Here is a 23,469-nt window from a genome sequence, read left to right on the forward strand (position 1 = left end):
CAATATCTATGTATCTTTCAATACTAGAAAGACTAGAGGCCAATAATTGACCACTAGTCTATATTTTTAGTTCTAAAAACTAGTTTTTAGAATATTATTATTTAAGCTCAACTTTAGCGCCAGCTTCTTCAAGTTGCTTCTTAAGCTCTTCAGCTTCTTCTTTAGCAGCACCTTCTTTAACTGTGAAAGGAGTTCCTTCTACAGCAGCTTTAGCTTCTTTAAGACCTAAACCAGTTACAGCTCTTACTGCTTTAATAGCAGCAATTTTGTTAGAACCAGCTTCAGTTAAAACCACATCAAAGTCAGTTTTTTCTTCTACAGCAGCAACTTCGCTAGCAGCAGGACCAGCAACAGCAACAGCAGCCGCAGCAGATACACCAAACTTCTCTTCCATCAATTTAACTAAATCACATACATCCATTACGCTCATATCAGCAACAGCATTTAGGATATCTTCTTTTGAAATAGACATTATTTAACTCCTATTTATTTAACAATTATTTCTTATTTTACGCTTTCTAGGTTTTACCCAAGCAATTATTTACTATCTCCAACAGCAGCGAACACTCTTACAGCCTGAGATGGAACTTCATTAAGAGTACGTACAAACTTAGTAACTGGTGCTTGCATAACATTAAGTAATGTAGCAAGTGCCTCTTCCCTAGTAGGAAGCTTAGCAAAGTCTTCTAATTTTTCCGAACCAAATAGTTCACCAGACATAGCTAAATTTTTAACTTCAAAAGCCTTATGGTCTTTTTGAAAGTTTTTAAATAGCTTAGCTGCTGCACCTGGCTCATCCTTAGAAAGAGCAAGAACAAGTGGACCCTTAAGAACATCACTAAGACACTCAAAATCAGATCCTTTAATTGCTAAACGTGCTAAGTTGTTACGAACAACTCTTAAATAAACTCCAGACTCACGCGCTTGTTTTCTTAATGAAGTCATTTCATTAACAGTCAAGCCACGGTAATCTGCAACTGCTGCAGACAACGCTGAGGATACATTTTCAGCAACTTCAGCGACAATTGCTTTTTTGTCCTCTATTCTAAGTGCCATGATCGACTCCTTATTTATTGTCTACACTTTATTTAATTAACACGATATTTAGACCAAAAGGTTGTCAACATCGTCTGCGTAGGATAAATATTAAGCCAAGCTAGCTTGGCTCCTACGGTCTTTGAGCGTTGTATTTTCATACAACCCAAAGAAATGCAAAGCAGTATTTTATATAGTTAAATCTGAAAAGTCAAGACTTATTCCTGGACCCATTGTACTGGATACAGATACTTTTTTCAGATAAATCCCTTTAGATACTGCAGGTTTTGCTTTTTTTAGATCAACTAATAGTTGTTCTAAATTTTGCTTTAATGCTTCAGTTGTAAAGTTAACTTTACCAATTGTAGTATGGATAATACCAGCTTTGTCAACACGATATCTAACCTGACCTGCTTTAGCATTAGTAACTGCTTTAGCAACATCCATAGTCACAGTACCAACCTTAGGGTTAGGCATAAGCCCTTTAGGACCTAATATCTGACCTAGCTGACCAACAACTCTCATAGCGTCAGGTGAAGCAACCACAACATCAAAATCCATATTGCCTTTCTTAACTTCGTCCGCTAAGTCTTCCATACCAACTATATCAGCACCAGCTTCTTTAGCAGCTTCAGCAGCAGGTCCTTTTGCAAATACTGCTACCCTAACTGTATTACCTGTACCATTAGGAAGCACAGAAGCCCCTCTTACCACCTGGTCAGATTTACGTGGATCTACACCTAAAGCCACAGAAACATCTACAGCTTCTACAAACTTAACTGATGAAACTTCTCTTAAAATATCAAACGCCTCTGAAGTTGGATACTTCTTTTCAGCATCTAACCTAGCAACGATAGCTTTCATTCTTTTTGAAACTTTAGCCATTATTCAACTCCCTCTACTTTTACACCCATACTACGAGCAGAACCTGCGATAATTCTTACAGCCGCATCTATGTCCGCAGCCGTTAAATCAGGATCTTTTACCTTAGCAATCTCTTCCAATTGCTCACGCGTAATAGTTCCAATCCAATCTTTAGAAGGGTTAGAAGATCCAGACTTAACCTTAACAGCTTTCTTAATTAAGAATGAAGCTGGTGGAGTTTTCATCTCAAATGTAAAGCTTCTATCACTATAAACAGAAATCTCTACTGGTACTGGAGCACCTGGCTCCATACCTTGAGTTTTAGCATTAAACTCTTTACAGAATCCCATAATATTTACACCATGTTGACCCAGAGCAGGACCAATTGGTGGACTAGGGTTCGCTTTACCAGCAGCAACCTGTAACTTAATAATAGCTTCTATTTTTTTCTTAGCCATTTTATTTTCTCCAAATGTAGGTCAATAACACTTATAACTTAATATAAGCTCCCTATGTCTTAAGTAAATTAAGACTCTTTTTCAACTTGTGAAAACTCAAGCTCAACAGGGGTAGATCTACCAAATATAGACACTGCCACCCTTAATCTTGACTTCTCATAGTTAACTTCTTCTACCACTCCAGTAAAGTCATTAAACGGCCCCTCAAGAACCCTAACAACCTCACCAACTTGATATGATTTTCTCAATCTTGGTTCGACCTTATCCTCGCCACTTTCCATAAAGCCGAGTATTCTCTCTATTTCTGGCTTACTAAGAGGAATTGGTTTACCACGAGAACCTACAACAGTAAGCACTCTAGGCACAGCCTTTATCACATCCCATGCCTCTGTAGTTAAATCAGCTTCAATCAAAACATAACCAGGGAAATATTTTCTCTCACTCTTACGTTTTTGACCAGCCCTCATTTCAACAACATTTTCAGTCGGCACCAGAATTCTACCAAAACTATTTTGTAGGCCAGAAATCTCTATATTCTCTTCAAGCTGAGTTTTCACCCTCTTCTCATAACCAGAGTGCACCTGCACAACATACCAAAGCATACTTACTTCCTTATATTAACTCAGAAAATACTGAATAAGATTTTCAAATATAATACCAAACAAAGATATTATTAATGCAAAAACTATAACCACTGCAATAACCATCGCGGTAATTGTCATTGTTTCCTTACGAGTAGGCCAAACCACTTTTGCCAACTCTAACTTAGCTGCTTGAAAAAAGCTCCAAAAACTTCGGCCCTGATTAGTAAACCTTGCTACAACCAAAGCTAATAAAACAACTACGACAGCCAATGAAGAGTCATAAGAACTATAGTCAGCCCCCAAAACATCAGCATACATTGTAACAACAACACCAAGAATAATTATAGCTGTAGCAATTAACCACAACAATATACTATTAGACTTAGAAATCTTCTTAACCTCAGTGGATTTAGTAGCTCCACTTATCCAAACTTTATTATTATTAAAACTTTGATTCTTTTTCACAAAATAATCCTTTAAAAAGAGTGAACTACACTCAGGAAACTTATAAACGTAGGCTATAAAATAACATATGATAATTATAATATCAAGGAATAAAAAAGGCGGCACTGTAAAATTACAACACCGCCTTTTATATGGCAGGCCAGGAGGGACTCGAACCCCCAACTTGCGGTTTTGGAGACCGCTGCTCTACCAATTGAACTACTGACCTTTTGTAATAAAAACTATCAATTATTCGATAATTTTAGCAACAACACCAGCACCAACCGTTCTTCCGCCTTCACGGATTGCAAAACGAAGACCTTCTTCCATTGCAATAGAGTTGATTAGTGTTACTTCCATTTTGATATTATCACCAGGCATAACCATTTCAACACCTTCTGGTAACTCACAAGCACCAGTTACATCCGTTGTACGGAAGTAGAATTGAGGTCTATAACCTTTGAAGAATGGAGTATGTCTACCACCCTCTTCTTTAGATAATACATATACTTCAGCTTCGAACTTAGTATGTGGAGTAATTGAACCTGGCTTACATAATACTTGACCACGCTCAACATCATCTCTCTTAAGACCACGAACTAGTACACCAACGTTATCACCAGCCTCTCCACGATCAAGAAGCTTACGGAACATTTCAACACCAGTTACAGTAGTTTTTTGAGTTGGACGAATACCAACAACTTCCACTTCATCACCAACGTTTACTACACCACGCTCAACACGGCCAGTAACAACAGTACCACGACCTGAAATTGAGAATACATCTTCAATTGGAAGAATAAATGGCTTATCAGTATCACGCTCAGGCTCTGGGAAGTAATCATCCATAGCTTGTACAAGATCAACAATTTTGTTTACATACTCTTCTTCGCCTTCAAGTGCTTTAAGAGCAGAACCCGTAATGATAGGAGTATCATCACCAGGGAATTCGTACTGATCAAGAAGTTCACGAACTTCCATTTCAACTAATTCTAAAAGCTCTTCGTCATCAACCATATCACACTTGTTTAAGAAAACAACGATATATGGTACACCAACTTGGCGAGATAATAGAATATGCTCACGTGTTTGAGGCATAGGCCCATCAGCAGCAGAACATACCAAAATAGCGCCATCCATCTGAGCAGCACCAGTAATCATATTTTTAACGTAATCTGCGTGACCTGGACAATCAACGTGAGCATAGTGTCTATTAGGAGACTCATACTCAACGTGAGAAGTGTTAATAGTTATACCACGAGCTTTTTCCTCTGGTGCATTATCGATTTCAGCAAAATCTCTAACCTCTGAACCATTTTTCTCAGCCATAACTTTAGTAATAGCAGCAGTAAGAGTAGTTTTACCATGGTCAACGTGACCAATTGTACCTACGTTCACATGCGGCTTTAAACGTTCAAATTTAGCTTTAGCCATTTTTTTACTCCATTTTTTTTCAACAAAAAATTAAAACTTGGTGCTCACAACCAGACTTGAACTGGTGACCTCTCCCTTACCAAGGAAGTGCTCTACCAACTGAGCCATGCGAGCTATACTTGCACATATTATAAAAACTAGATTTAGGTTGGAGCGGGTGATGGGAATCGAACCCACACTATCGGCTTGGAAGGCCGAAGTTCTACCATTGAACTACACCCGCATGGTGGAGGGAGCAGGATTCGAACCTGCGAAGGCTGAGCCGTCAGATTTACAGTCTGATCCCTTTGGCCGCTCGGGAATCCCTCCCCTAAAACTTTTAGATAACTATAAAGTTTCTTTGACTAAAAATCAAGCTTTTTTACACTTAATTCTCGGGGTGTTTTTTTATAAAAAATTTTTTCTATAAAAAACTAAGGCCTATGTTACTATGCGCCGCAGCAAATGTAAAGCCTATAAACTCTTTTTTTATAAAACTATACATAGCTTTTGCGCTCGAGTCATAGCAACATAAAGTATCTGATTTCTCTCTACTAAATTTCTATTAAGTACAATATCTTTTAACAACACAAACACTTTCTTATAGGTTGATCCTTGAGCCTTATGCGCTGTAACAGCAAAGCCATAATCCAAATCTTTCTTAATTACATCACCTTTAGATCGGTTAGCACCATCACTATAAGTATCTATATCTATCATTAAGAGATTATTTTTACGAAATTCATAATAAACATTCCACAGCCTATCAGCTCTTGCGATAGCTAATAAATCATCATGTATTTTTGCATAGCTATGTAAATTATCTACATCTTCAGAATCTATAATAAATATATCTTTTTCATCAAAACCTTTAAAAATTTTAGATTTTTCTAAAATCCTAACCGTATAACCATATATATTGTTTAAGTTTTTCTGTTTTCGAGAAACTTTTATGACTTTGTAATCCATACAATTATTAATTAGAAAAGATTCTTTTAAATTTGCTTTTATAGCTCTATATCCGGTTAAAACATCTCCTTTCTCAATAAGCATAGCATCACCGCCAAACACTATAGTTCTAATAATGCGGTTTGATTGCATTACGGTTTTATTTCTCCAAGCTATGAGCTTTGCATAATCAGCATCAGTTTTTGCATTAGAAGATTTAAAAACACTCTCTAATTCTTGACGAAACTCTTCATTCGAGCTAGCAAATTTTACACCCTCAAGCAAATCACTCAAGATAGTTTCTTTCTTAGACAAAAAAACTGGTAAATCTTCATTAACCTCTCTTAATTGTTGACTTAAACTTGCTAAAGGATTATCTTTTGCTTGACGCATCAGAGTCGTTAATTTGTAGCTATTTTCTAACTCAAAGATTGGGCTTAGATCCCCACCAACAGGTGGAATCTGTGCTTGATCTCCCAAAAATAATATTTTTGTCTGCACTGATTTCTTAATCTCTAAGTCAATAAGTTCAAAAAGAGCATTATTGATCATACTAGCCTCATCAATAACTACTAAGTTATAACGCTGGATTGTGGCTTTCTTAATCTGGCCAAACACTGGATCATTAGGATTAAAATCTTCCAAATTCAGATCCGGCTGTAAACCTAATAGTGAATGAATAGTATAGCCTTGAGACATCGTTGCCTGAGATATAACAGCATTTGCCTTACGTGTTGGTGCAGAAACTATCGATCTTTTAGAATATTCATCCAATATTTTTTTAACAACGGTAGTTTTACCAGTACCAGCAAAACCTGAAAGTAAAAAATAGGTTTCTTTATTTTTTAAAAACTTTTTAATTAATGCAACCACCTCTAATTGTTGATCATTAAGGATGATTTTTTGACCATTAGATAGGTATAAAGATTTATCAGATGAAAGAAGATTTTTTTGCATTACTTATCTATTGCAAACTTGGTAATAACTCTTGACATAATAATACTATTTGAAAGAACTATCTCATTGCCAGACTCACTATCCAGCTTAGTATATAGAAACCCTATCGATTTAACAGTCCCCTCTACGCCACCCAAATCAACTTTTTCACCCACCTCAAAAGGTTTACTAAAAGCTAATATAATTCCCGATGCAATGACATTATATGAAGTTTTCAAAGAAAGAGACACACCAAATACCACACCTGTTAGAACTCCAGTAATAGGAGAAATAGGCACACCAAGCTTTGCCAAGGCTACCACTATAACCAATACTAAAAAAATCACATAAACTAAACTAGCCAAAAACTGTGATACAGTTTTATCATAACCTTTCAACATTTGATATATAAAGGATTTAATATATTTTGAAATACCAAAACCAACAATTAATATTGCAACAGCAATAAAAAAATTCAGCAAAAATGAACTAGCTTCTACCTGCTCAATCATCCAAACTCTCCTTATAAATTCTTTTCGCTTTAATTAAGACATAAATAGCAACTGCACTACAAATCGCTGATAATGTCGCACAGATTATCTCCTCAACAAACACTTGATACTCCGAATTTTCGACAAAAGCACTAGCTATAAAAGTCAAGTTCTGCACCAAAAATAACGCCATACTTACAGCAAATACAGATAAACACATAGAGAACCTATATAAAAACATAGATATACCTAATAACAATAGTAAAGGATATATCTCAACTTGTAAAATATTAACAAACAAATCATATAGAGACACGTAACAGTTATTCTTAAATTTTAAAGTCAAAAGATATATAAAAGTAAAAATTAAAAATGTAGCAATTAATAAAGGAGTTTTTTTATTAAAAAAACTATTTGAAAAAGCCATATACCTTCGCCTTGAAAATAAAAGACCACAAATAGTTATAAATGATGCCCCTGAAATAAAACCATCATATGAAAAGGTATTTGCTAAATAAATATGGTGCATAACATGACCATAGCTAGCTAAGCTAAATAAAAACATTGCAAAGCATAACCAAAAAATTACATCCCAAGGCTTCTTTTTAGCAAAAATATAACTCAAAATAATGCAGCATATCAGCAGAATAAAAGAAGTAAACAGTCTCAAAAGGTCATCAGCTAAGAGTGGAACAAAAAATGACTCGCACATTATTTTAAAAAACCCCTTTTGCCCTTAAAAACAAATATAAAGCAGTAGCTAACACACTACCTACAACAGGTCCTACAACAGGAATCCAAGCATAATTCCACTGTGAAGATCCTTTACCCTGTATCGGCATAATAGCATGAAATAACCTCGGTCCAAAATCTCTAGCTGGGTTTATAGCATAGCCTGTAGTACCACCAAGTGATAAACCAATTGCCATAACTGCAAATGCCACAGGAATCCCTCCAAGCGCGCCCATATCAATAGGGTAAGCCGTAACCATGCTTGAGTCATTTGCCTGAACAACAACTCCATGCATAGCTAAAATCGCCAATATAAGCACAAAAGTCCCCACAACCTCACTAATAAAATTTGATGGTAAATGCTTAATAGCTGGAGCTGTACAGTGAGTAACTAACTTTAGATCAGTACTTGCAGTTGCTGAATAATGCGGATAATAAATCATCCAAACTAAAAACTGGCCAAGCATGGCGCCTATAACTTGAGAAACAATAAACGGTACAACCCAAGCCCATGAAAATTTTCCAGCCAAAGCTAAAGCCAATGTAACAGCAGGATTTAAATGAGCTCCACTAATTGGCCCAGCAACAAGCACCCCTAAAAAAACTGCCAAACCCCAAGCAAAAGTAATAACCATCCAACCACCATTATGAGATTTTGTCTTATTTAAAACAACCCCTGCAACAACCCCATTCCCAAGAAGGATTAAAATCATTGTGCCAATAAGCTCGGCAATACACGCTTCTATCATAACAAACTCTTATTTATATAATTCTTTTACATCAAAATTCTTAGAGAACTCCATAAAATTCTCCACCTGCTTACTTTCCCAGCTTTTATTTTTACCAAGCTCTTTTGCCATAAGTTCAGCCACCTTAGGTGCGCACTCAATACTAGCCTTAATATCTAAAAATGCTGCTCGTGTACGACGAGCTAAAATATCCTCTACACAACGAGCTTTTTCATACCTTACATGATATACAACTTCTGCTTGGTAATATGGTAAATCAGGATGCAATAAACTACTATCATCCAATTCATGTTGAATATTTTTAACAACTCTTACATCTTTACCATAAACCCTAAGCGGATAGGTTTCATCACTAACTACAGCATCCACCAAAAGTTCATCAGAAGTTTTAGAAATTTTTTGAGCAATCTTGCCACTCTCAATATAATCAAGTACATCTTGCCCCATACGTCTAAATATAGTCCACTTACCGCCAACAATTGTAATTAAACCATCTTCTGATTCAACAATTTCATGCTTGCGTGATATTTTTGCAGAGTTTTTAGCTTTTTTTGGCGTAACTAGAGGCCTCTGACCACAATATACAGATCTAATATCTGCAATAGTAGCTTTATTTTTAGCATATTGATTAAATGTTTCTAAAATAAAATCTATCTCTTGTTTTTCTGCCCTAGGCTCAAGACTAGGAATCTCTTTTTTAATGTCAGTTGTTCCAACTATTAAATGATCATGCCAAGGAAGAATAAACAAAACTCTACCATCTTCTGTTTCAGGAATTAATATTGCATGCTCAGTTGGAAATTTTTTTCTATCAAACACAATATGAGTACCTTGAGCAACTGACACATACTTATGTAAATCATTCTGATTAGCAAGATCTATAGTTTTATCACTAAATGTCCCAGTAGCATTAATTATATGTTTAGCTGTAAATTCTTTCTCTTGAGCACTTAAACTATCGATAACTTTTACAGTATCTAACTTGCAATTATTCGAACTAAAAATTCTATCAACCTTATGGTAATTAAGTGCAACACCCCCCTTTGATTCAAAAGTTTTCATCAATGATATCAAAAGTCTCGTATCATCAAATTGACCATCATAATAAACCAAACTTTTAATAAGTTTTGAATCTTCAATATTTGGTAATGTTGCTAGAGTTTGCTTTTTATTTAAATTGTAGCTTTTTCCTATCTTGTATTTACCTGATAAAAATTCATACAGCTTCACACCAATAGTATATTTAATAGTTTCTAAATAACTACGTGTTGGAATAAGATACGATTGCTTATTTGTAATGTGCGGAGCATTATGTAAAAAAGAGAATCTTTCTTCAAGCCCTTCCTTAACTAAAGCGAAATCAAAATTCTCAAGATATCTCAAACCACCATGAATAAGCTTCGTAGATTTCGAAGAAGTTCCTTTACCAAAATCATAAGCCTCCAAAAGCAAGGTTTTATAACCTCTTGAAACGGCTTCAATAGCACAACCAAAACCAGTTGCTCCTCCTCCAATTATTATAATATCGTAATTATTATCTTGCATCATTTATCTACCCACGCCTTACTTCTTTCGACGGCTTTTTTCCAGCCTTTGTAATCATGTGCAACTGTGATCTCATCACGTTGTGGCTCAAATGTTCTCTCTGTATCTAAAATAGCTCTTAGCTCTTCTTTATTATTCCAGAACCCAACTGCCAAACCTGCCAAGAATACTGCGCCTAACCCTGTAATCTCATTAATTTTAGGCTTAGAAATTTTAGACTGTAAAATATCTGATTGAAACTGCATTAAAAAATTATTTTGTACAGCCCCGCCATCAACACGCAAGCCAGTTAAATCAAGCCCAGTATCGTCTTTCATACAGTCCAACACGTCCTTAGCTTGATATGCAATTGCTTCAAGAGCTGCTCTTATTATATGTTCACGCTTGGTGTCCCTAGTGATACCAACAATTGTGCCTCTAGCATACATATCCCAATATGGCGTACCAAGTCCTACAAATGCTGGTACAAGATATACCCCATTAGTTGAATCAATTTTAGTAGCATAATACTCACTATCCTCTGCAGAACGGACAAGCCCCAAACCATCACGTATCCACTGAATAACTGCACCTGCAATAAATACACTACCCTCTAAAGCATAAGTTGGCTTACCATCTTCAGCCCAAGCAATAGTTGTAAGAAGGCCCGCATCTGAAAAAACTGGTTTATCGCCAACATTCATAAGTGCAAAACACCCTGTACCATACGTATTTTTTGCCATACCTTTTTCAAAACAACAATGGCCAAATAATGCCGCATGCTGATCTCCTGCCACCCCAGCTATCGGTATTTCTGCACCTGCCAAAGTATGCCCATCTGTGACACCATATATCTCACTTGAATTTTTAACCTCAGGAAGCATCGATTCTGGTATATCAAAATATTCTAAAATCTTCTTATCCCACTCTAAAGTATTTATATTAAACAACATTGTCCGTGATGCATTGCTATAATCTGTAGCATGAACTTTACCTCTGGTTAAATTCCAAATTAGCCATGTATCTATAGTTCCCATAAGGAGCTTACCGGCATTAGCTTTCTCTCTAGCACCTTCAACATTATCTAGTAGCCACTTAACTTTTGTACCAGAAAAATACGCATCAACGACAAGGCCTGTATTTTCCTTAATATATTTAACTAGTTTAGTGTCTTTTTTTATACTGTCACAAATATCTGAAGTACGGCGACACTGCCAAACTATAGCATTATATATAGGATCTCCAGTTTCCTTATCCCACACAACTACAGTTTCACGTTGATTTGTGATACCTATTGCAGCAATTTGATCAGGCTTAATACGACCAAACTCCAATGCTTCACGCATTACTCCACTTTGAGTCCCCCAAATTTCCATTGCATCATGCTCAACCCAACCACTCTTAGGGTATATCTGTGTAAATTCCTTTTGGGCAATCTTTTTTATATTACCCTTTTTATCAAAAATAATCGCACGTGAACTAGTTGTACCTTGATCAATTGCTAAAACAAAATCTTTAGTCATAAAAAAACATCCTTTTATGATGAATTAAACAATAAATTATAAATTATTTTTCTCTTGAATAAAAAGAGAAAGCATTATTGATAAAAGCATTAATACTGGTAAAATCAATAACGCGTATTTAAATGCAGCAAGCTCCGCAAAACCATAACTTTCCAACAATGAGACCATAAAACCTACAAATGGCTGTAGTATAGCTCCACTTAGAGGTATAAATAAATTAACCATTGCAATACCAGTAGCAATATAAAGTGGACTAATATGAGTCCTTAGTATAGTGAAATTCAACACATGTACCGCTTGCATACCACCCCACAATACACATAAAAAACACATCAATATTGGATTAAGGTGCATATATACAATAGCGCTAACTATTAAAAAACCTAAAATTGAAGCTAGAGTAAGCAAATTTTTCTGCTTATTTAATATTGTTGCTATAAAGCCCCAAAGAGGACTAAAAATAGCAATACCTATAAATATCATTGAGGATGCTAGACCCGCAGATTGATCAGAGTAACCATCTAAACTTAAGAACCTATAGCTCCACAAATCAGCAAATAAAGCTGTAGTTCCATAAATTGTAAAACAGAAAAATCCATTTAGTAGGATTTGCTTAATCTTGAATACTATAGGTATATCTTTTACTTTAGTCTGTGTATCAGCTAAAACATCTGTATCTTTTTGATTATGTGGCTCACTAAAAGGTATAAAAAATAATACACATACAAATAAAATTACCGAAACAACAAAAATACCGGACATTATTGTTTGTATACTATAATTATTTGATAACATAACTAAAGGTAACCCTGTCAATGTACCTGCTCCATACATCAGCATCTGTGTAGCACCAGTAAATAATGGAAAAGTTCTCTTTGGTAACCATATAGCTATCGCCTTTAATGAACATAAAAATGCAAATCCACCACCAATGCCGGCTAGTACTCGATATATAATCAAATACTCTTGTGAAACTGCTCTTGTAGCTATCAATACTCCAATTGAAAATATAAAAGTACTAATTAACATTATTTTTTTAATACCAAACTTATCTACTAAAATACCTGCTGGTAACTGCGAAGCTACATAAGCCCAATAAAAAGCCGAGCTGAAAATACTAATTTGCTCAGAACTTAAATTATACGGAGCAGCAGCAAAATCATGGTATAGTGAGTTACCTGAAGCTCTAACAATAAACTCTAAAGCGTAAAAAAATGCACATACAAACCATATTATAAGAGCAGACTTAGTGACTTTTTGCATATCTAGGAAAAATAATCATATTATTTAATGTTACAAAATTATGCGATAAAAGCATTTATATGTAAATATAATAATTTATAAGTACTATAGCCAAAAGTCTATGGAGATGCATCATTTTATCCATATTTTCTTCAAAAGAATTAGCTAAATTTAAAAAAATAACGATAACTAGTTTAAGATTTACTAGGTCTCAAAAAAGAATAGATGGTAGGCTTATCAGGTACACAAAACAAAAAATATGCATAGTAGAAACTATAGATATTCAAAAAAACTAGCTACGAAATAAATAACAAAACGATTTAATAATATTTAAAGCAACTTTACACTACCATTTAAAATATAAAAATGTAGGAATTGAGTAATTTTTCAAAAAAACCATTGATTTTGACGTTACGTCATAGTTTAAAATATCTAATTGAAGGAGGATTAGAATGGCTAAAAAATGGTATATAAAAGAGTTTAGTAAATTAACAAATGTTTCAGTTAGGACATTACATCATTATGATTATATTAGTTTACTAATTCCTTCTGAAAGACTAGAAAATGGTTATCGTAAATACTCTGAGAAAGATTTATTAAAATTACAACAAATAGTAGCTCTAAAAAGTTTTGGCATTAAGCTTTCTCAAATTAAGAAAATAATGGATAAAAGCTTAAGTTTAGAAATACAGTTATGTCAACAAATTAGTTTTTTAGAAAAAAAAGTAAATTCATTGACTAATTTGATAAGCATATTACAACAAGCAACTAGTGAGTATGATCATAATAAATCAATTAATTGGAATAAAATTATTAAACTTATAAAGGTGTATGATATGAGTATAGAACTAGAAAATAAATGGATTAAAAAAGTTTTAAATGGTGATGATTTACAACAATATATAGAATTTGAAAATGAGCTAAAAGAGAATAAGCCACATACAAAAAAAGCCTTTGAAAAAAGATGGTCTGATATTTGTAATCAAATTAAAGAACACCTCCTAGACAACCCTAAGAGTGGTATTGGAATGGGAATTGGTGAAAAAGTTCATCATGCAATTCATAATTTGTATGGGAAAAAATATGCTGGACTTAAGGAAAAAATCTGGAAAAAAGGCTTTATGACAGGTGCAAATGATGGCGAACATTGCTTAAATAATGATATGGTTCAATGGCTAGATTCTGCTATGGACGCTTACTGGCAGAATAGAATTCGTAATATTTTAAAAAAAATAGGCTCCCAAAGTGGGGATATTATTATTGAAGAATTTAGTGCCGCAGTAAGTGAAATGTATGGTAATGAAACTAAACTCAAAAATAAATTCTTTCAAATTATTTTTAAACTAGATGAGGTTCCAGAAAAGTCTAAAGCATGGATTAGAAAACATCTAGACTCATTAATTTAAATCACATAATCAACATATCTAAAAGATCAATCATTTCAATACAAACTATGGATGATCCCCACCTAAAAATCCCATTCAAAACCTGTTTTTATAATTTTAGAATCACGATACTGTGCGCCATCAAAGCTTGTTAGTATATCAGTATTATTTGCCATTTCACCCGTAAGATTATATTGTCCTTCAACCAGCAGTCCAAAACTATTAGAAAAATTATACTTAGTTCCTGCACGCCCACTTGCAAAAGCTGCAATCCTAGAGCCAGAATCATAAGCCGAATTCATATTATTTAACTGATATGGACTTGCACCTAAAACTGCTCCACCGTATAACTCAAATTTATCATCCCATAATTTTTTTACTAATTTTGTCTCTTGCGTATAAAACTTGGTGTCTTTAATATCTCCATATGAACCTTGAGATATCAAACTAGTTGAACTCGTATACGCATCCAAAATTAAAGAATCTGTAATGTCAAAAGCTGAATCTGAAACACCTGCTAAAAAATCTGAAGCATTTTTTCTATCAATAACTTCATTTCCTCTTTCACCACCTGGACGATAAAAAAGATCATTATCAGCAATATAATATTTGCCTGTTTCTGAACTAAAAGAGTTATCTGAATAAACATACGAAAAACTTAGTAATATTATAAAAAAAGCTGAATTTCTAATCATAACACCTCCTAATTCATAGCCTATATTATCATAAAGTAACAAATATGGCAGATATTAGATAAAGTTAATTCGACATTTCTTCCACAAAGTTATACATTAACTAAGTAACAAAAAAACTTTTTTCTAATATGCATAAATTAAAACTCTCTTTAATTCTCTTCGTTGGAATCATTTTTTATTGCTATGAATTTTTCCTGAGAATACTAACTGGTGCATATCAGGAACAAATAGTTGACCACTTCCAGATTTCCACTCATATTGGGTTTTCTTTTTTAATTTCTAGCTATAATATAACTTATCTTTTAATGCAAATACCTGCTGGAATATTGCTAGATAGATTCGGAAGCAAAAAAGTCCTGATAGTTGCAATATTATTATGTGGTGCTGGCAACGTAGTGTTTGTGTTAGGTGGATATAATCTTGCTCTAATCGGCAGGTTAATCGTTGGCTTAGGGTCATCTTTCGCATTTATTGGAGTTTTGAAATTAACTCTTGAAAATTTTGACTCTAAATATTTTCCATTAATCACCAGTCTTGTTATTTCATTAGGCACTCTTGCAGCTGCATTTTCACAAAACATTAGTGTTATAATTTCTCACTATGTGACATCATGGGTAAATATTTTTATTTTTTCAGGAATAATCGCCTTACCTTTAGCGATACTTTTTCAGTTAGCCATACCCAAAGAAAAACACCAAGTATCATTAATGCCAAACTTAAATGAAATAGTTAAAAGTGGAAAACAGCTTATAAAAAACAAAGCTATCTGGAAAAATGCAATTTGGGCGGGATTACTCTATACACCCACAGTTATTCTCACCTCTCAATATGGCGTACTATACTTTAAGCAAACTTACGGACTTAACAATATCATTGCAACTACACTTATCACCTCAATTTTTTTTGGATGGGTTATTTTCTCGCCAATAATAACCACTCTTAGCAACCATATATCTGGAAAAAACATCATAACTTTATCAACAATAGGCATCTCTATAGTAAGTATATTAATTAGTTTAGGCTTATTTAAAAATAATAATCTAATCCTAACTTTTATGTTTGGCGCATTTTCAGCCTCTCAGGTGCTGGTATGGTATTATTTTAACAAAATATGTTCCAAAAACTTTGCAGCAGTAGGTATGGCTATTACAAACATGCTAATCACCTTAATTATAGAAATTGGACAACTAGGTGTTGGAATGTCTATAGATTTAGGAAATTTCTTCAATACTGAAGCAAAAACAAGCATAACAATAACTTTTATAATCGTCCTATTTTTAGCTCTTATCATTCAAAGAAGTATGGCCAAAAATATTAAATTTTAACAAGATTTGCAATATCTGCCAAAAGTATTTTTTGCCCAACATCCACGCCAAAATCAACAGTGTAAAACTCCTTATTCCCCTGGGCTTGAGCTTTAATAAATAGCCCTTTGCCAAAGACTTTATGGAAGACTTTATCTCCAGGTCTAAAATCATTATTTTTAGAATTATTTGATTTAAGAAAATCAAAAGGAGACATTCCAAATTTAGATTTCTGGTTTATCCTAGATCTTGTTGCTACTGTTGAAAGGCCTTTCTTTACTTCTTTAAGATGCTGAGAATCTATTTCATTCAAAAACCGTGATTTAACTTGAAAGCTACTACGACCAAATATATTACGTACTTGAGCATAACTTATAGTTAAAGCTTTCATAGCTCTAGTTATTGCTACATAAAATAATCTTCTTTCTTCAGCTAATTTTTCTTGAAGCTGTTTTGAAGAAGTACTATCAAAAGTTTCTTCTGCATTTATAACGGAACTAGGAGGGAAAACCCCCTCTTCTGCAGCTACTATAAAAACGTATTTAAATTCTAAACCTTTTGAAGCATGGATAGTCATTAACTGCACACTATCAACAGCCTCATCAGCCTGCATATCTCCTGCTTCTAAAACTGCAAAAGATAAAAAATCCTGTAAAATATCAACATTATCATCAAGAAGCTCTGTCTGTGGCTCAAAATCTTTAGCTGCACTGATTAACTCTTTTAGGTTATCAATTTTTTGACGATCTTTTTCAGTATTTTTTTCTTCATATGAAGATAATAAACCACTCTGATTAATCACAAACTCCAAAAGCTTGTCCAAACTCAATTCCGAAGCCTGTTGAGATATATTATTAACTAATTCAATAAATTTTAAAAGAAGTCCCATTGTTCTTTTGGTTACGAGCTCTCTTTGAACAACTTCAATTATAGCCTGGTAATATGATACTGAATTTATATGCGCAAAATTACGTATAATATCTAATGTTTTATTGCCAATACCTCTTGTTGGTGTATTTATAATTCTCTCAAATGCAAGATTATCATTATTTGTAACTGCTAACCTTAGATATGCTAAAGCATCTTTAATCTCCGCTCTATCAAAAAATTTAAATCCTCCATATATCCTATAAGGGATACCTGCATAAATACAACTCTCCTCTAATACACGCGACAAATAGTTAGATCTATATAAAATTGCAATGTCATTAAAGCTAATTCCTTCTGAATGTAGCTTACGAATTTTTTCGATAATATATTTTGCTTCATCACGCTCATTTACAGCACAATAGGCCTCTACCTTATCTCCTTCTTCAGCTGCAGACCATAGTTCTTTTGACATTCTATTATTATTTTTTTTTATAACAGAATTCGCTGCATTTAGAATATTTTTTGTTGAACGATAGTTTTGCTCTAATTTTATAACTTCAACATCACTTAAATCTTTAACATAATTATGAATATTATCAACTACTGCGCCACGCCAACCATATATCGATTGATCATCATCACCAACAACCATCATACAGTTTTTCTCTGTAACTAAAAGCTTAAGCCATAAATATTGAACATGGTTTGTATCTTGAAATTCATCAACCAGAATATACTTAAATAAGTCCTGATAATACTCTCTAAGCTGCTTATTTAACAAAAACAACTCATATAAATATAAAAGTAAATCTGCAAAATCTAGGGCATTATCTAACTGTAATCTTTTCTCATAAGCTGTATAAATATAACTATAATTCATATCATACTGCTTAGCTAACTTACTACTTCGTATAGCTTTATCTTTTTGTTTATTTATAAAGCTCTGTAGCAACTTAGGTGGATACTTTTTATCATCAAGATCTAAACTCTTAATAACTTTCTTGATTAACTGAGCCTGCTCATCCTGATCTAAAATCCTAAAATTCTTATCAAGGTCTAGTTCATGAGCATGTTTACGTAGCAATCTATGCGCTAAACCGTGAAATGTCCCAAGCCACATCCCAAAAGTTGACATACCTAACATAGATCCAACACGATGATGGATTTCTTTAGCTGCCTTATTTGTAAATGTAACTGCTAGTATATTATCAACTGCAACACCTTTATCAAGACATAAATAAGCTATGCGTGATGTCAGGACTTTTGTCTTACCACTGCCTGCACCAGCTAAAATCAAAGAATTACGGTCTTCAAGAACAACAGCTTGTTGCTGCTGAACATTTAAACCAGATAAATAATCATTTAAAGACATTTAATCAATACTAAGTAATATAAACTTATAGTATTTTAACAGATAAAACTAACCTTGTCACAATAGCAAAGTTATTAGAAATAATATATTTAGACTTCTTGGCCTTTATTTAAATACTCTTCAAACGGATTATGTAAATCCTGGTTCATCGAGACATGAGTACTTTCAATTATTCTATTAAGCCATCCACGTGATAGCCACATAATAGCAGCAACAATTGCAACAAAGATACCTAACATCCAAAATACATGTCCATAGACTGCTATACTTTCAAGTTTGGTAAATTTTTCACCTGCAGCAGGTGCTGTTAAAGCACCAACCACACCACCAATAGGTCCTGCTACCATACTTGACAACAACCACATTCCTGATGCAAAACCACTCATTTTACGAGGAAATAATTCAACAACCATAGCCAATCCTAATGCAGAAATCAAAAGTTCACCTGTAGACTGGAAGAAATAGCTAGCAACCATCCACCAACCGGAAACTATACCTGTAGTAGTAGTAAATTGAGGTAGATATAATATTAAAAAAGCTAAAGCACAGAGTGTCATACCAATACAAAATTTAGTAACGTGCGTGCCTGGAAATTTACGATACAACACAGATAATGCCGGTGACACTGTAACAATAACTAAAGGATTAAGTACCTGCCATTGCTCTGGTTGCAACGTCATTCCAAGAAAATGCGTATCTACATTATTCACTGCAAAAAAGTTTAGTGAAGTTGGCATTTGCTGATATAAAACAAAGAAAATCACCCCTTGAATTATAAGTATTAAGGCTACAAACATTCTTTTTTGTTCATGAGCTTCTTGCTGGAAAAGTTTAGTAAAAAAATAAATCACCGTAACAACAGTAATAACCCCAACAATAATTCGACATACTTCTGTATAGTTAATCCGATAGTTATTTGACAATAATGTTATAATATTTAGAAAAAATGTCATCATATAGCCAAGATTTCAGAGATATCGTAATAACTAAATATAAAGAAGGCCTAACAGACAAAGAGCTAAGTAATTTTTTTAATATAGATATCCGTACTACTAGATCTTGGATAAACTTATACGAGACAACTGGTGATTATAAATCTAAGCAAGGCTTGGGTTGCGGTAGAGTAGCAACCTTTACAGATAAGGAAGCGATAGAAAGCTACTTAAGAACATATCCAGATGCAATGGCTTTAGATATTAGAGAAGCATTAGCTCCTGAAATACCTAGAAGCACATTTTATGATTGTCTTACCAGACTTGGTTTTAGTTTTAAAAAAAGACACCTAAATATAGTTAATCTGATAATATTGTGCTAAAGACGTGAGTAATAGCATCAGATAAATTATCAAAAGAATTATTTACTTTTCTTAAAATTCTTTTAAAATTGGCCCAAATTTTTTCTATAGGATTTAAATCAGGAGAATAAGCAGGAAGGTATAGTATCTGTATATCCAGTATACTCTAGCGGTGCTATAATCTTCTTTTCTAAATAGTTATAACCAGCAACTATACTTTTTCTCTGAGTTTGATAAGCAATAACTTCACCATAGCTAGGTTTACCAACAAGAGACCATCCTCTTAGTACAGACTGTTTATTATCCATACCCATTTCATCTAAATATACAAGTTTGTTAGGTTCAATAGTCTCAACAACCTCTATAAAACTTTGCCTATCTTGTTCTTTTCTTTGCTTATATTTAGGTGTCTTTTTTTAAAACTAAAACCAAGTCTGGTAAGACAATCATAAAATGTGCTTCTAGGTATTTCAGGAGCTAATGCTTCTCTAATATCTAAAGCCATTGCATCTGGATATGTTCTTAAGTAGCTTTCTATCGCTTCCTTATCTGTAAAGGTTGCTACTCTACCGCAACCCAAGCCTTGCTTAGATTTATAATCACCAGTTGTCTCGTATAAGTTTATCCAAGATCTAGTAGTACGGATATCTATATTAAAAAAATTACTTAGCTCTTTGTCTGTTAGGCCTTCTTTATATTTGGTTATTACGATATCTCTGAAATCTTGGCTATATGATGACATTTTTTCTAAATATTATAACATTATTGTCAAATAACTATCGGATTAACTATATAAGCAAAGAAAAGAACAAGATAGGCAAAGTTTTATAGAGGTTGTTGAGACTATTGAACCTAACAAACTTGTATATTTAGATGAAATGGGTATGGATAATAAACAGTCTGTACTAAGAGGATGGTCTCTTGTTGGTAAACCTAGCTATGGTGAAGTTATTGCTTATCAAACTCAGAGAAAAAGTATAGTTGCTGGTTATAACTATTTAGAAAAGAAGATTATAGCACCGCTAGAGTATACTGGATATACAGATACTCAAATTTTTAATCAGTGGTTTGAAGAGCATTTATATCCTGAGTTAATTCCAAAGACTACTGTTGTTATGGATAATGCTAGTTTTCATAAGTCTCCTAAATTGGCTAAAATAGCAGAGAAGTTTGATATACAGATACTATACCTTCCTGCTTATTCTCCTGATTTAAATCCTATAGAAAAAATTTGGGCCAATTTTAAAAGAATTTTAAGAAAAGTAAATAATTCTTTTGATAATTTATCTGATGCTATTACTCACGTCTTTAGCACAATATTATCAGATTAACTATAACTTTATAGTGCATACTGGAAAAAAGCCCTTACAATTATTACTAAAATTGATATTAACTTTCCCTATACTTAAACAATATAGTAAACTGATTATTGTTCTTAAAAATAATAAAAAATTCTTAATATTATGGAAATAAACTATTTTGACTTAGTACAAAAAGAAGATCTCTCAAACCACAAGCTTTTTATTGTAACTGGTGATGAACCTCTACAAAAGCATAATATTATTGAAAAAATAACAAATAACTTCAAAACTAAAAACTATGAAATAATCCAACACGATCTAACTGAGCAAAACATAGACGTTTTATATAATGAAATAGATAGCTTAAGCTTATTCACTATGGATAAATTAATCCAATTTAACTTTGAAAAACCACCTCAAAAAAAGCTCCAGCAAGCTCTATTAGAAAAACCTCTTGGTGAGGATGAAAACATATACCTGCTTATTTTTAACGGCATGAAAAAACAAAATATTTCTACCAAATGGTTTCAAAAACTTGAAAATAAGGCTATACATATTCGTATTTTCCAACCAAATCTCAATAATGCTATCAATATAATAAACCACGAAACTAGAGAAATAGGTTTAAATTTAACAAAAGAAGCCTCTCAACTTTTAGCACAAAAAACTGAAGGGAATTTAATAGCTGCAAAACAAATTCTAAAGCTACTATCTCGGCAAAATGATCAAAGCTTTGATGAAAACTCAATTCGCCCATATTTACATGAACACTCTAACTTTGATATATTTGATCTTTCTGAGGCTATCTTATTTCAACAAAAGGCTAAAGCATTAAAAATATTAAATAGTATTCTAAATGAGAATGATAAGCCCCCTTTAGTCTTATGGGCTTTAAAAAGAGAATTAAGAATACTTTCTCAATTAAGAAACACTCAACCAACTTATCATCAAAAAATATTTAAAGACAATAATATTTGGCCATCTAAACAAAAATTCTACTCCAGCTTAGCAAATAAAATCAGCGCAGCTAAAATTTCCAATAACTTAAGTAAATGTCTTGAAACTGACTTATATATCAAGGGTGCAAAAAAAGGAAATATTAAACTTAATCTTAACGAAATAGTTTTTAACATATTAAATTAATATTCAAACACTTAATAATCACTTATTTTAACCATCTAAAATATTTACTTTTTATTCTTAATTGATATCATTATACTGCAACTACAACCAAGGAAGAGATTTAATATATGAAGATAGTAACAGCAGAATATATCTGGATTGATGGAACAGATCCTGTACCTGAATTAAGATCAAAGACAAGAGTATTACCTTATAAAGAAGCAATCTCTCTAGAAGATTTTCCGGAGTGGAATTTTGATGGTTCTTCTACAAATCAGGCTACTGGAGATAATTCAGACTGCATAATTAAACCTGTCAACTTCATAATTGATCCATTAAGAAACTGTGGTTACATCGTATTATGTGAAGTTTTTAACCCTGATGGTAAGACTCCACACAAAACAAACAATAGAGCAAAACTAAGAGCAATACTTGAAAGTTCAAGTGACCACCAGATGTGGGCAGGATTTGAACAGGAATATACAATGTTCCAAGATAATCGCCCATTAGGTTGGCCAACAACTGGCTTCCCTGGTCCTCAAGGTCCATATTACTGCAGTGCAGGAGCAAAAAAAGCCTTTGGTCGTGACTTAGTAGAAGATCATATGCGAGCTTGCCTTGAAGCTGGAATTTTATTTTATGGAATCAATGCTGAAGTAATGCCAGGCCAATGGGAATTCCAAATTGGTCCTAGAGGTGTAGATAATGAAGATGCCGGCATATTAAACATATCTGACCATGTTCACTTAGCAAGATGGCTGTTAGAAAGGTTAGGTGAAGAGTATGATATAGTTATTTCATTTGATAATAAACCAATAAAAGGTAACTGGAATGGTGCTGGAATGCACACAAATTTCTCTACTAAGGGTACTAGAGATGCTTCAACTGGTAAAGCTGAAATACAAAGAATTATCAAAAACCTTGAAAAAAGCCATAAGCAAAATATATCTGACTATGGTCATGGCCTACACGAAAGATTAACTGGTGATTATGAAACTAGCGATATTGATACTTTCACTGTCGGTGAAGCAGATAGAGGCTGCTCTATTAGAATCCCTAGACCTGTTGTACTGAAAGGATATGGATACTTCGAAGATAGAAGACCAGGAGCAAACTCTGATCCATATTTAGTAGCAATCACACTAGCTAAAGCAACAATTGGCTAAAACCCTAACCACCAAAA

At 33.5% G+C, this 23,469-nt stretch carries 20 protein-coding genes, 4 tRNA genes and 4 pseudogenes; 6 read left to right on the plus strand and 22 right to left on the minus strand.

Annotation, left to right across the window (positions count from 1 at the left end):
* Positions 1-97: 97 nt before the first annotated feature.
* The 18 genes from rplL to ACR0PV_RS09620 form a co-directional block, all read right to left on the minus strand.
* Positions 98-472 carry a 50S ribosomal protein L7/L12 gene (gene rplL, locus ACR0PV_RS09535; protein ID WP_488172851.1) on the minus strand — a complete coding sequence of 125 codons (375 nt, stop codon included), beginning with the start codon at positions 470-472 and terminating at the stop codon, positions 98-100.
* A 65-nt stretch (positions 473-537) separates the two neighbouring features.
* Positions 538-1,056, minus strand: a complete 519-nt coding sequence (gene rplJ, locus ACR0PV_RS09540) for a 50S ribosomal protein L10 (protein WP_488172852.1) — start codon at positions 1,054-1,056, stop codon at positions 538-540.
* A gap of 168 nt (positions 1,057-1,224) precedes the next feature.
* Positions 1,225-1,920, minus strand: coding sequence for a 50S ribosomal protein L1 (rplA, locus tag ACR0PV_RS09545; RefSeq protein ID WP_488172853.1), 696 nt, complete (start codon positions 1,918-1,920; stop codon positions 1,225-1,227).
* On the minus strand, positions 1,920-2,357 hold the full coding sequence (rplK, locus tag ACR0PV_RS09550; protein ID WP_488172854.1) for a 50S ribosomal protein L11: 438 nt from the start codon (positions 2,355-2,357) through the stop codon (positions 1,920-1,922). The genes rplA and rplK overlap by 1 nt, the downstream gene beginning before the upstream one ends.
* Before the next feature lie 68 nt (positions 2,358-2,425).
* Positions 2,426-2,959, minus strand: coding sequence for a transcription termination/antitermination protein NusG (nusG, locus tag ACR0PV_RS09555; protein ID WP_488172855.1), 534 nt, complete (start codon positions 2,957-2,959; stop codon positions 2,426-2,428).
* Positions 2,960-2,974: 15 nt separating this feature from the next.
* Positions 2,975-3,463 carry a preprotein translocase subunit SecE gene (secE, locus tag ACR0PV_RS09560; protein ID WP_488173991.1) on the minus strand — a complete coding sequence of 163 codons (489 nt, stop codon included), beginning with the start codon at positions 3,461-3,463 and terminating at the stop codon, positions 2,975-2,977.
* Between the two features lie 75 nt (positions 3,464-3,538).
* Positions 3,539-3,614 (minus strand) — tRNA-Trp (locus ACR0PV_RS09565).
* A gap of 20 nt (positions 3,615-3,634) precedes the next feature.
* On the minus strand, positions 3,635-4,819 hold the full coding sequence (tuf, locus tag ACR0PV_RS09570; RefSeq protein ID WP_488172856.1) for an elongation factor Tu: 1,185 nt from the start codon (positions 4,817-4,819) through the stop codon (positions 3,635-3,637).
* A gap of 38 nt (positions 4,820-4,857) precedes the next feature.
* Positions 4,858-4,933, minus strand: a tRNA-Thr gene (locus tag ACR0PV_RS09575).
* 35 nt (positions 4,934-4,968) lie between these two features.
* Positions 4,969-5,042 (minus strand) — tRNA-Gly (locus ACR0PV_RS09580).
* A 1-nt stretch (position 5,043) separates the two neighbouring features.
* Positions 5,044-5,128 (minus strand) — tRNA-Tyr (locus ACR0PV_RS09585).
* Between the two features lie 159 nt (positions 5,129-5,287).
* The gene (locus ACR0PV_RS09590) at positions 5,288-6,703 is read right to left on the minus strand and encodes an ATP-dependent DNA helicase (protein ID WP_488172857.1); all 1,416 of its coding nucleotides are present in this window, start codon (positions 6,701-6,703) and stop codon (positions 5,288-5,290) included.
* Positions 6,703-7,194 carry a mechanosensitive ion channel domain-containing protein gene (locus ACR0PV_RS09595; protein ID WP_488172858.1) on the minus strand — a complete coding sequence of 164 codons (492 nt, stop codon included), beginning with the start codon at positions 7,192-7,194 and terminating at the stop codon, positions 6,703-6,705. Before ACR0PV_RS09595 ends, ACR0PV_RS09590 begins: the two co-directional genes overlap by 1 nt.
* Positions 7,187-7,885 carry a hypothetical protein gene (locus tag ACR0PV_RS09600; protein WP_488172859.1) on the minus strand — a complete coding sequence of 233 codons (699 nt, stop codon included), beginning with the start codon at positions 7,883-7,885 and terminating at the stop codon, positions 7,187-7,189. Before ACR0PV_RS09600 ends, ACR0PV_RS09595 begins: the two co-directional genes overlap by 8 nt.
* 4 nt (positions 7,886-7,889) lie before the next feature.
* A complete protein-coding gene (locus tag ACR0PV_RS09605) occupies positions 7,890-8,654 on the minus strand; it encodes an MIP/aquaporin family protein (RefSeq protein WP_488172860.1) in 765 nt (254 codons plus the stop codon).
* A 9-nt stretch (positions 8,655-8,663) separates the two neighbouring features.
* Positions 8,664-10,199 (minus strand): glycerol-3-phosphate dehydrogenase/oxidase, encoded by a 1,536-nt coding sequence (locus tag ACR0PV_RS09610; protein WP_488173992.1) that lies wholly within the window; start codon positions 10,197-10,199, stop codon positions 8,664-8,666.
* Entirely contained in the window at positions 10,199-11,701 is a 1,503-nt protein-coding gene (gene glpK, locus ACR0PV_RS09615) for a glycerol kinase GlpK (RefSeq protein WP_488172861.1), read from the minus strand. The genes ACR0PV_RS09610 and glpK overlap by 1 nt, the downstream gene beginning before the upstream one ends.
* A gap of 36 nt (positions 11,702-11,737) precedes the next feature.
* Positions 11,738-12,964, minus strand: a complete 1,227-nt coding sequence (locus tag ACR0PV_RS09620) for an MFS transporter (RefSeq protein ID WP_488172862.1) — start codon at positions 12,962-12,964, stop codon at positions 11,738-11,740.
* 431 nt (positions 12,965-13,395) lie between these two features.
* On the opposite strand from ACR0PV_RS09620, the gene ACR0PV_RS09625 reads away from it, so the two are divergent.
* On the plus strand, positions 13,396-14,349 hold the full coding sequence (locus tag ACR0PV_RS09625) for a MerR family transcriptional regulator (protein WP_488172863.1): 954 nt from the start codon (positions 13,396-13,398) through the stop codon (positions 14,347-14,349).
* A 62-nt stretch (positions 14,350-14,411) separates the two neighbouring features.
* On the opposite strand, the gene ACR0PV_RS09630 is transcribed toward ACR0PV_RS09625, so the two are convergent.
* Positions 14,412-15,023: a hypothetical protein gene (locus ACR0PV_RS09630; RefSeq protein WP_488172864.1), complete on the minus strand. Its 612-nt coding sequence runs from the start codon at positions 15,021-15,023 to the stop codon at positions 14,412-14,414.
* Between the two features lie 128 nt (positions 15,024-15,151).
* Here ACR0PV_RS09630 and ACR0PV_RS09635 point away from each other — a divergent pair, with 128 nt between their 5' ends.
* Positions 15,152-16,348 (plus strand): MFS transporter, encoded by a 1,197-nt coding sequence (locus ACR0PV_RS09635; RefSeq protein ID WP_488172865.1) that lies wholly within the window; start codon positions 15,152-15,154, stop codon positions 16,346-16,348.
* Here ACR0PV_RS09635 and ACR0PV_RS09640 read toward each other — a convergent pair.
* Positions 16,338-18,569, minus strand: a complete 2,232-nt coding sequence (locus ACR0PV_RS09640) for a UvrD-helicase domain-containing protein (protein ID WP_488172866.1) — start codon at positions 18,567-18,569, stop codon at positions 16,338-16,340. The two genes, ACR0PV_RS09635 and ACR0PV_RS09640, sit on opposite strands and share 11 nt — an antisense overlap.
* Positions 18,570-18,658: 89 nt before the next feature.
* Positions 18,659-19,465, minus strand: a pseudogene (locus ACR0PV_RS09645) (oligopeptide:H+ symporter); the annotation flags it as partial.
* A 50-nt stretch (positions 19,466-19,515) separates the two neighbouring features.
* Between ACR0PV_RS09645 and ACR0PV_RS09650 the strand changes: the two are divergent.
* Positions 19,516-19,848: pseudogene (locus ACR0PV_RS09650) on the plus strand (IS630 family transposase); the annotation flags it as partial.
* A 13-nt stretch (positions 19,849-19,861) separates the two neighbouring features.
* Here ACR0PV_RS09650 and ACR0PV_RS09655 read toward each other — a convergent pair.
* Positions 19,862-20,605, minus strand: a pseudogene (locus ACR0PV_RS09655) (transposase).
* 49 nt (positions 20,606-20,654) lie between these two features.
* Between ACR0PV_RS09655 and ACR0PV_RS09660 the strand changes: the two are divergent.
* From ACR0PV_RS09660 to ACR0PV_RS09670, 3 genes and pseudogenes are all read left to right on the plus strand, one after another.
* Positions 20,655-21,194, plus strand: a pseudogene (locus tag ACR0PV_RS09660) (IS630 family transposase); the annotation flags it as partial.
* A gap of 132 nt (positions 21,195-21,326) precedes the next feature.
* Positions 21,327-22,307 carry a DNA polymerase III subunit delta gene (gene holA, locus ACR0PV_RS09665; protein ID WP_488172867.1) on the plus strand — a complete coding sequence of 327 codons (981 nt, stop codon included), beginning with the start codon at positions 21,327-21,329 and terminating at the stop codon, positions 22,305-22,307.
* Positions 22,308-22,414: 107 nt separating this feature from the next.
* Positions 22,415-23,452 (plus strand): glutamine synthetase beta-grasp domain-containing protein, encoded by a 1,038-nt coding sequence (locus ACR0PV_RS09670; RefSeq protein ID WP_488172868.1) that lies wholly within the window; start codon positions 22,415-22,417, stop codon positions 23,450-23,452.
* Positions 23,453-23,469 lie beyond the last annotated feature (17 nt).

It is taken from the genome of Francisella sp. AG1, assembly GCF_057683165.1.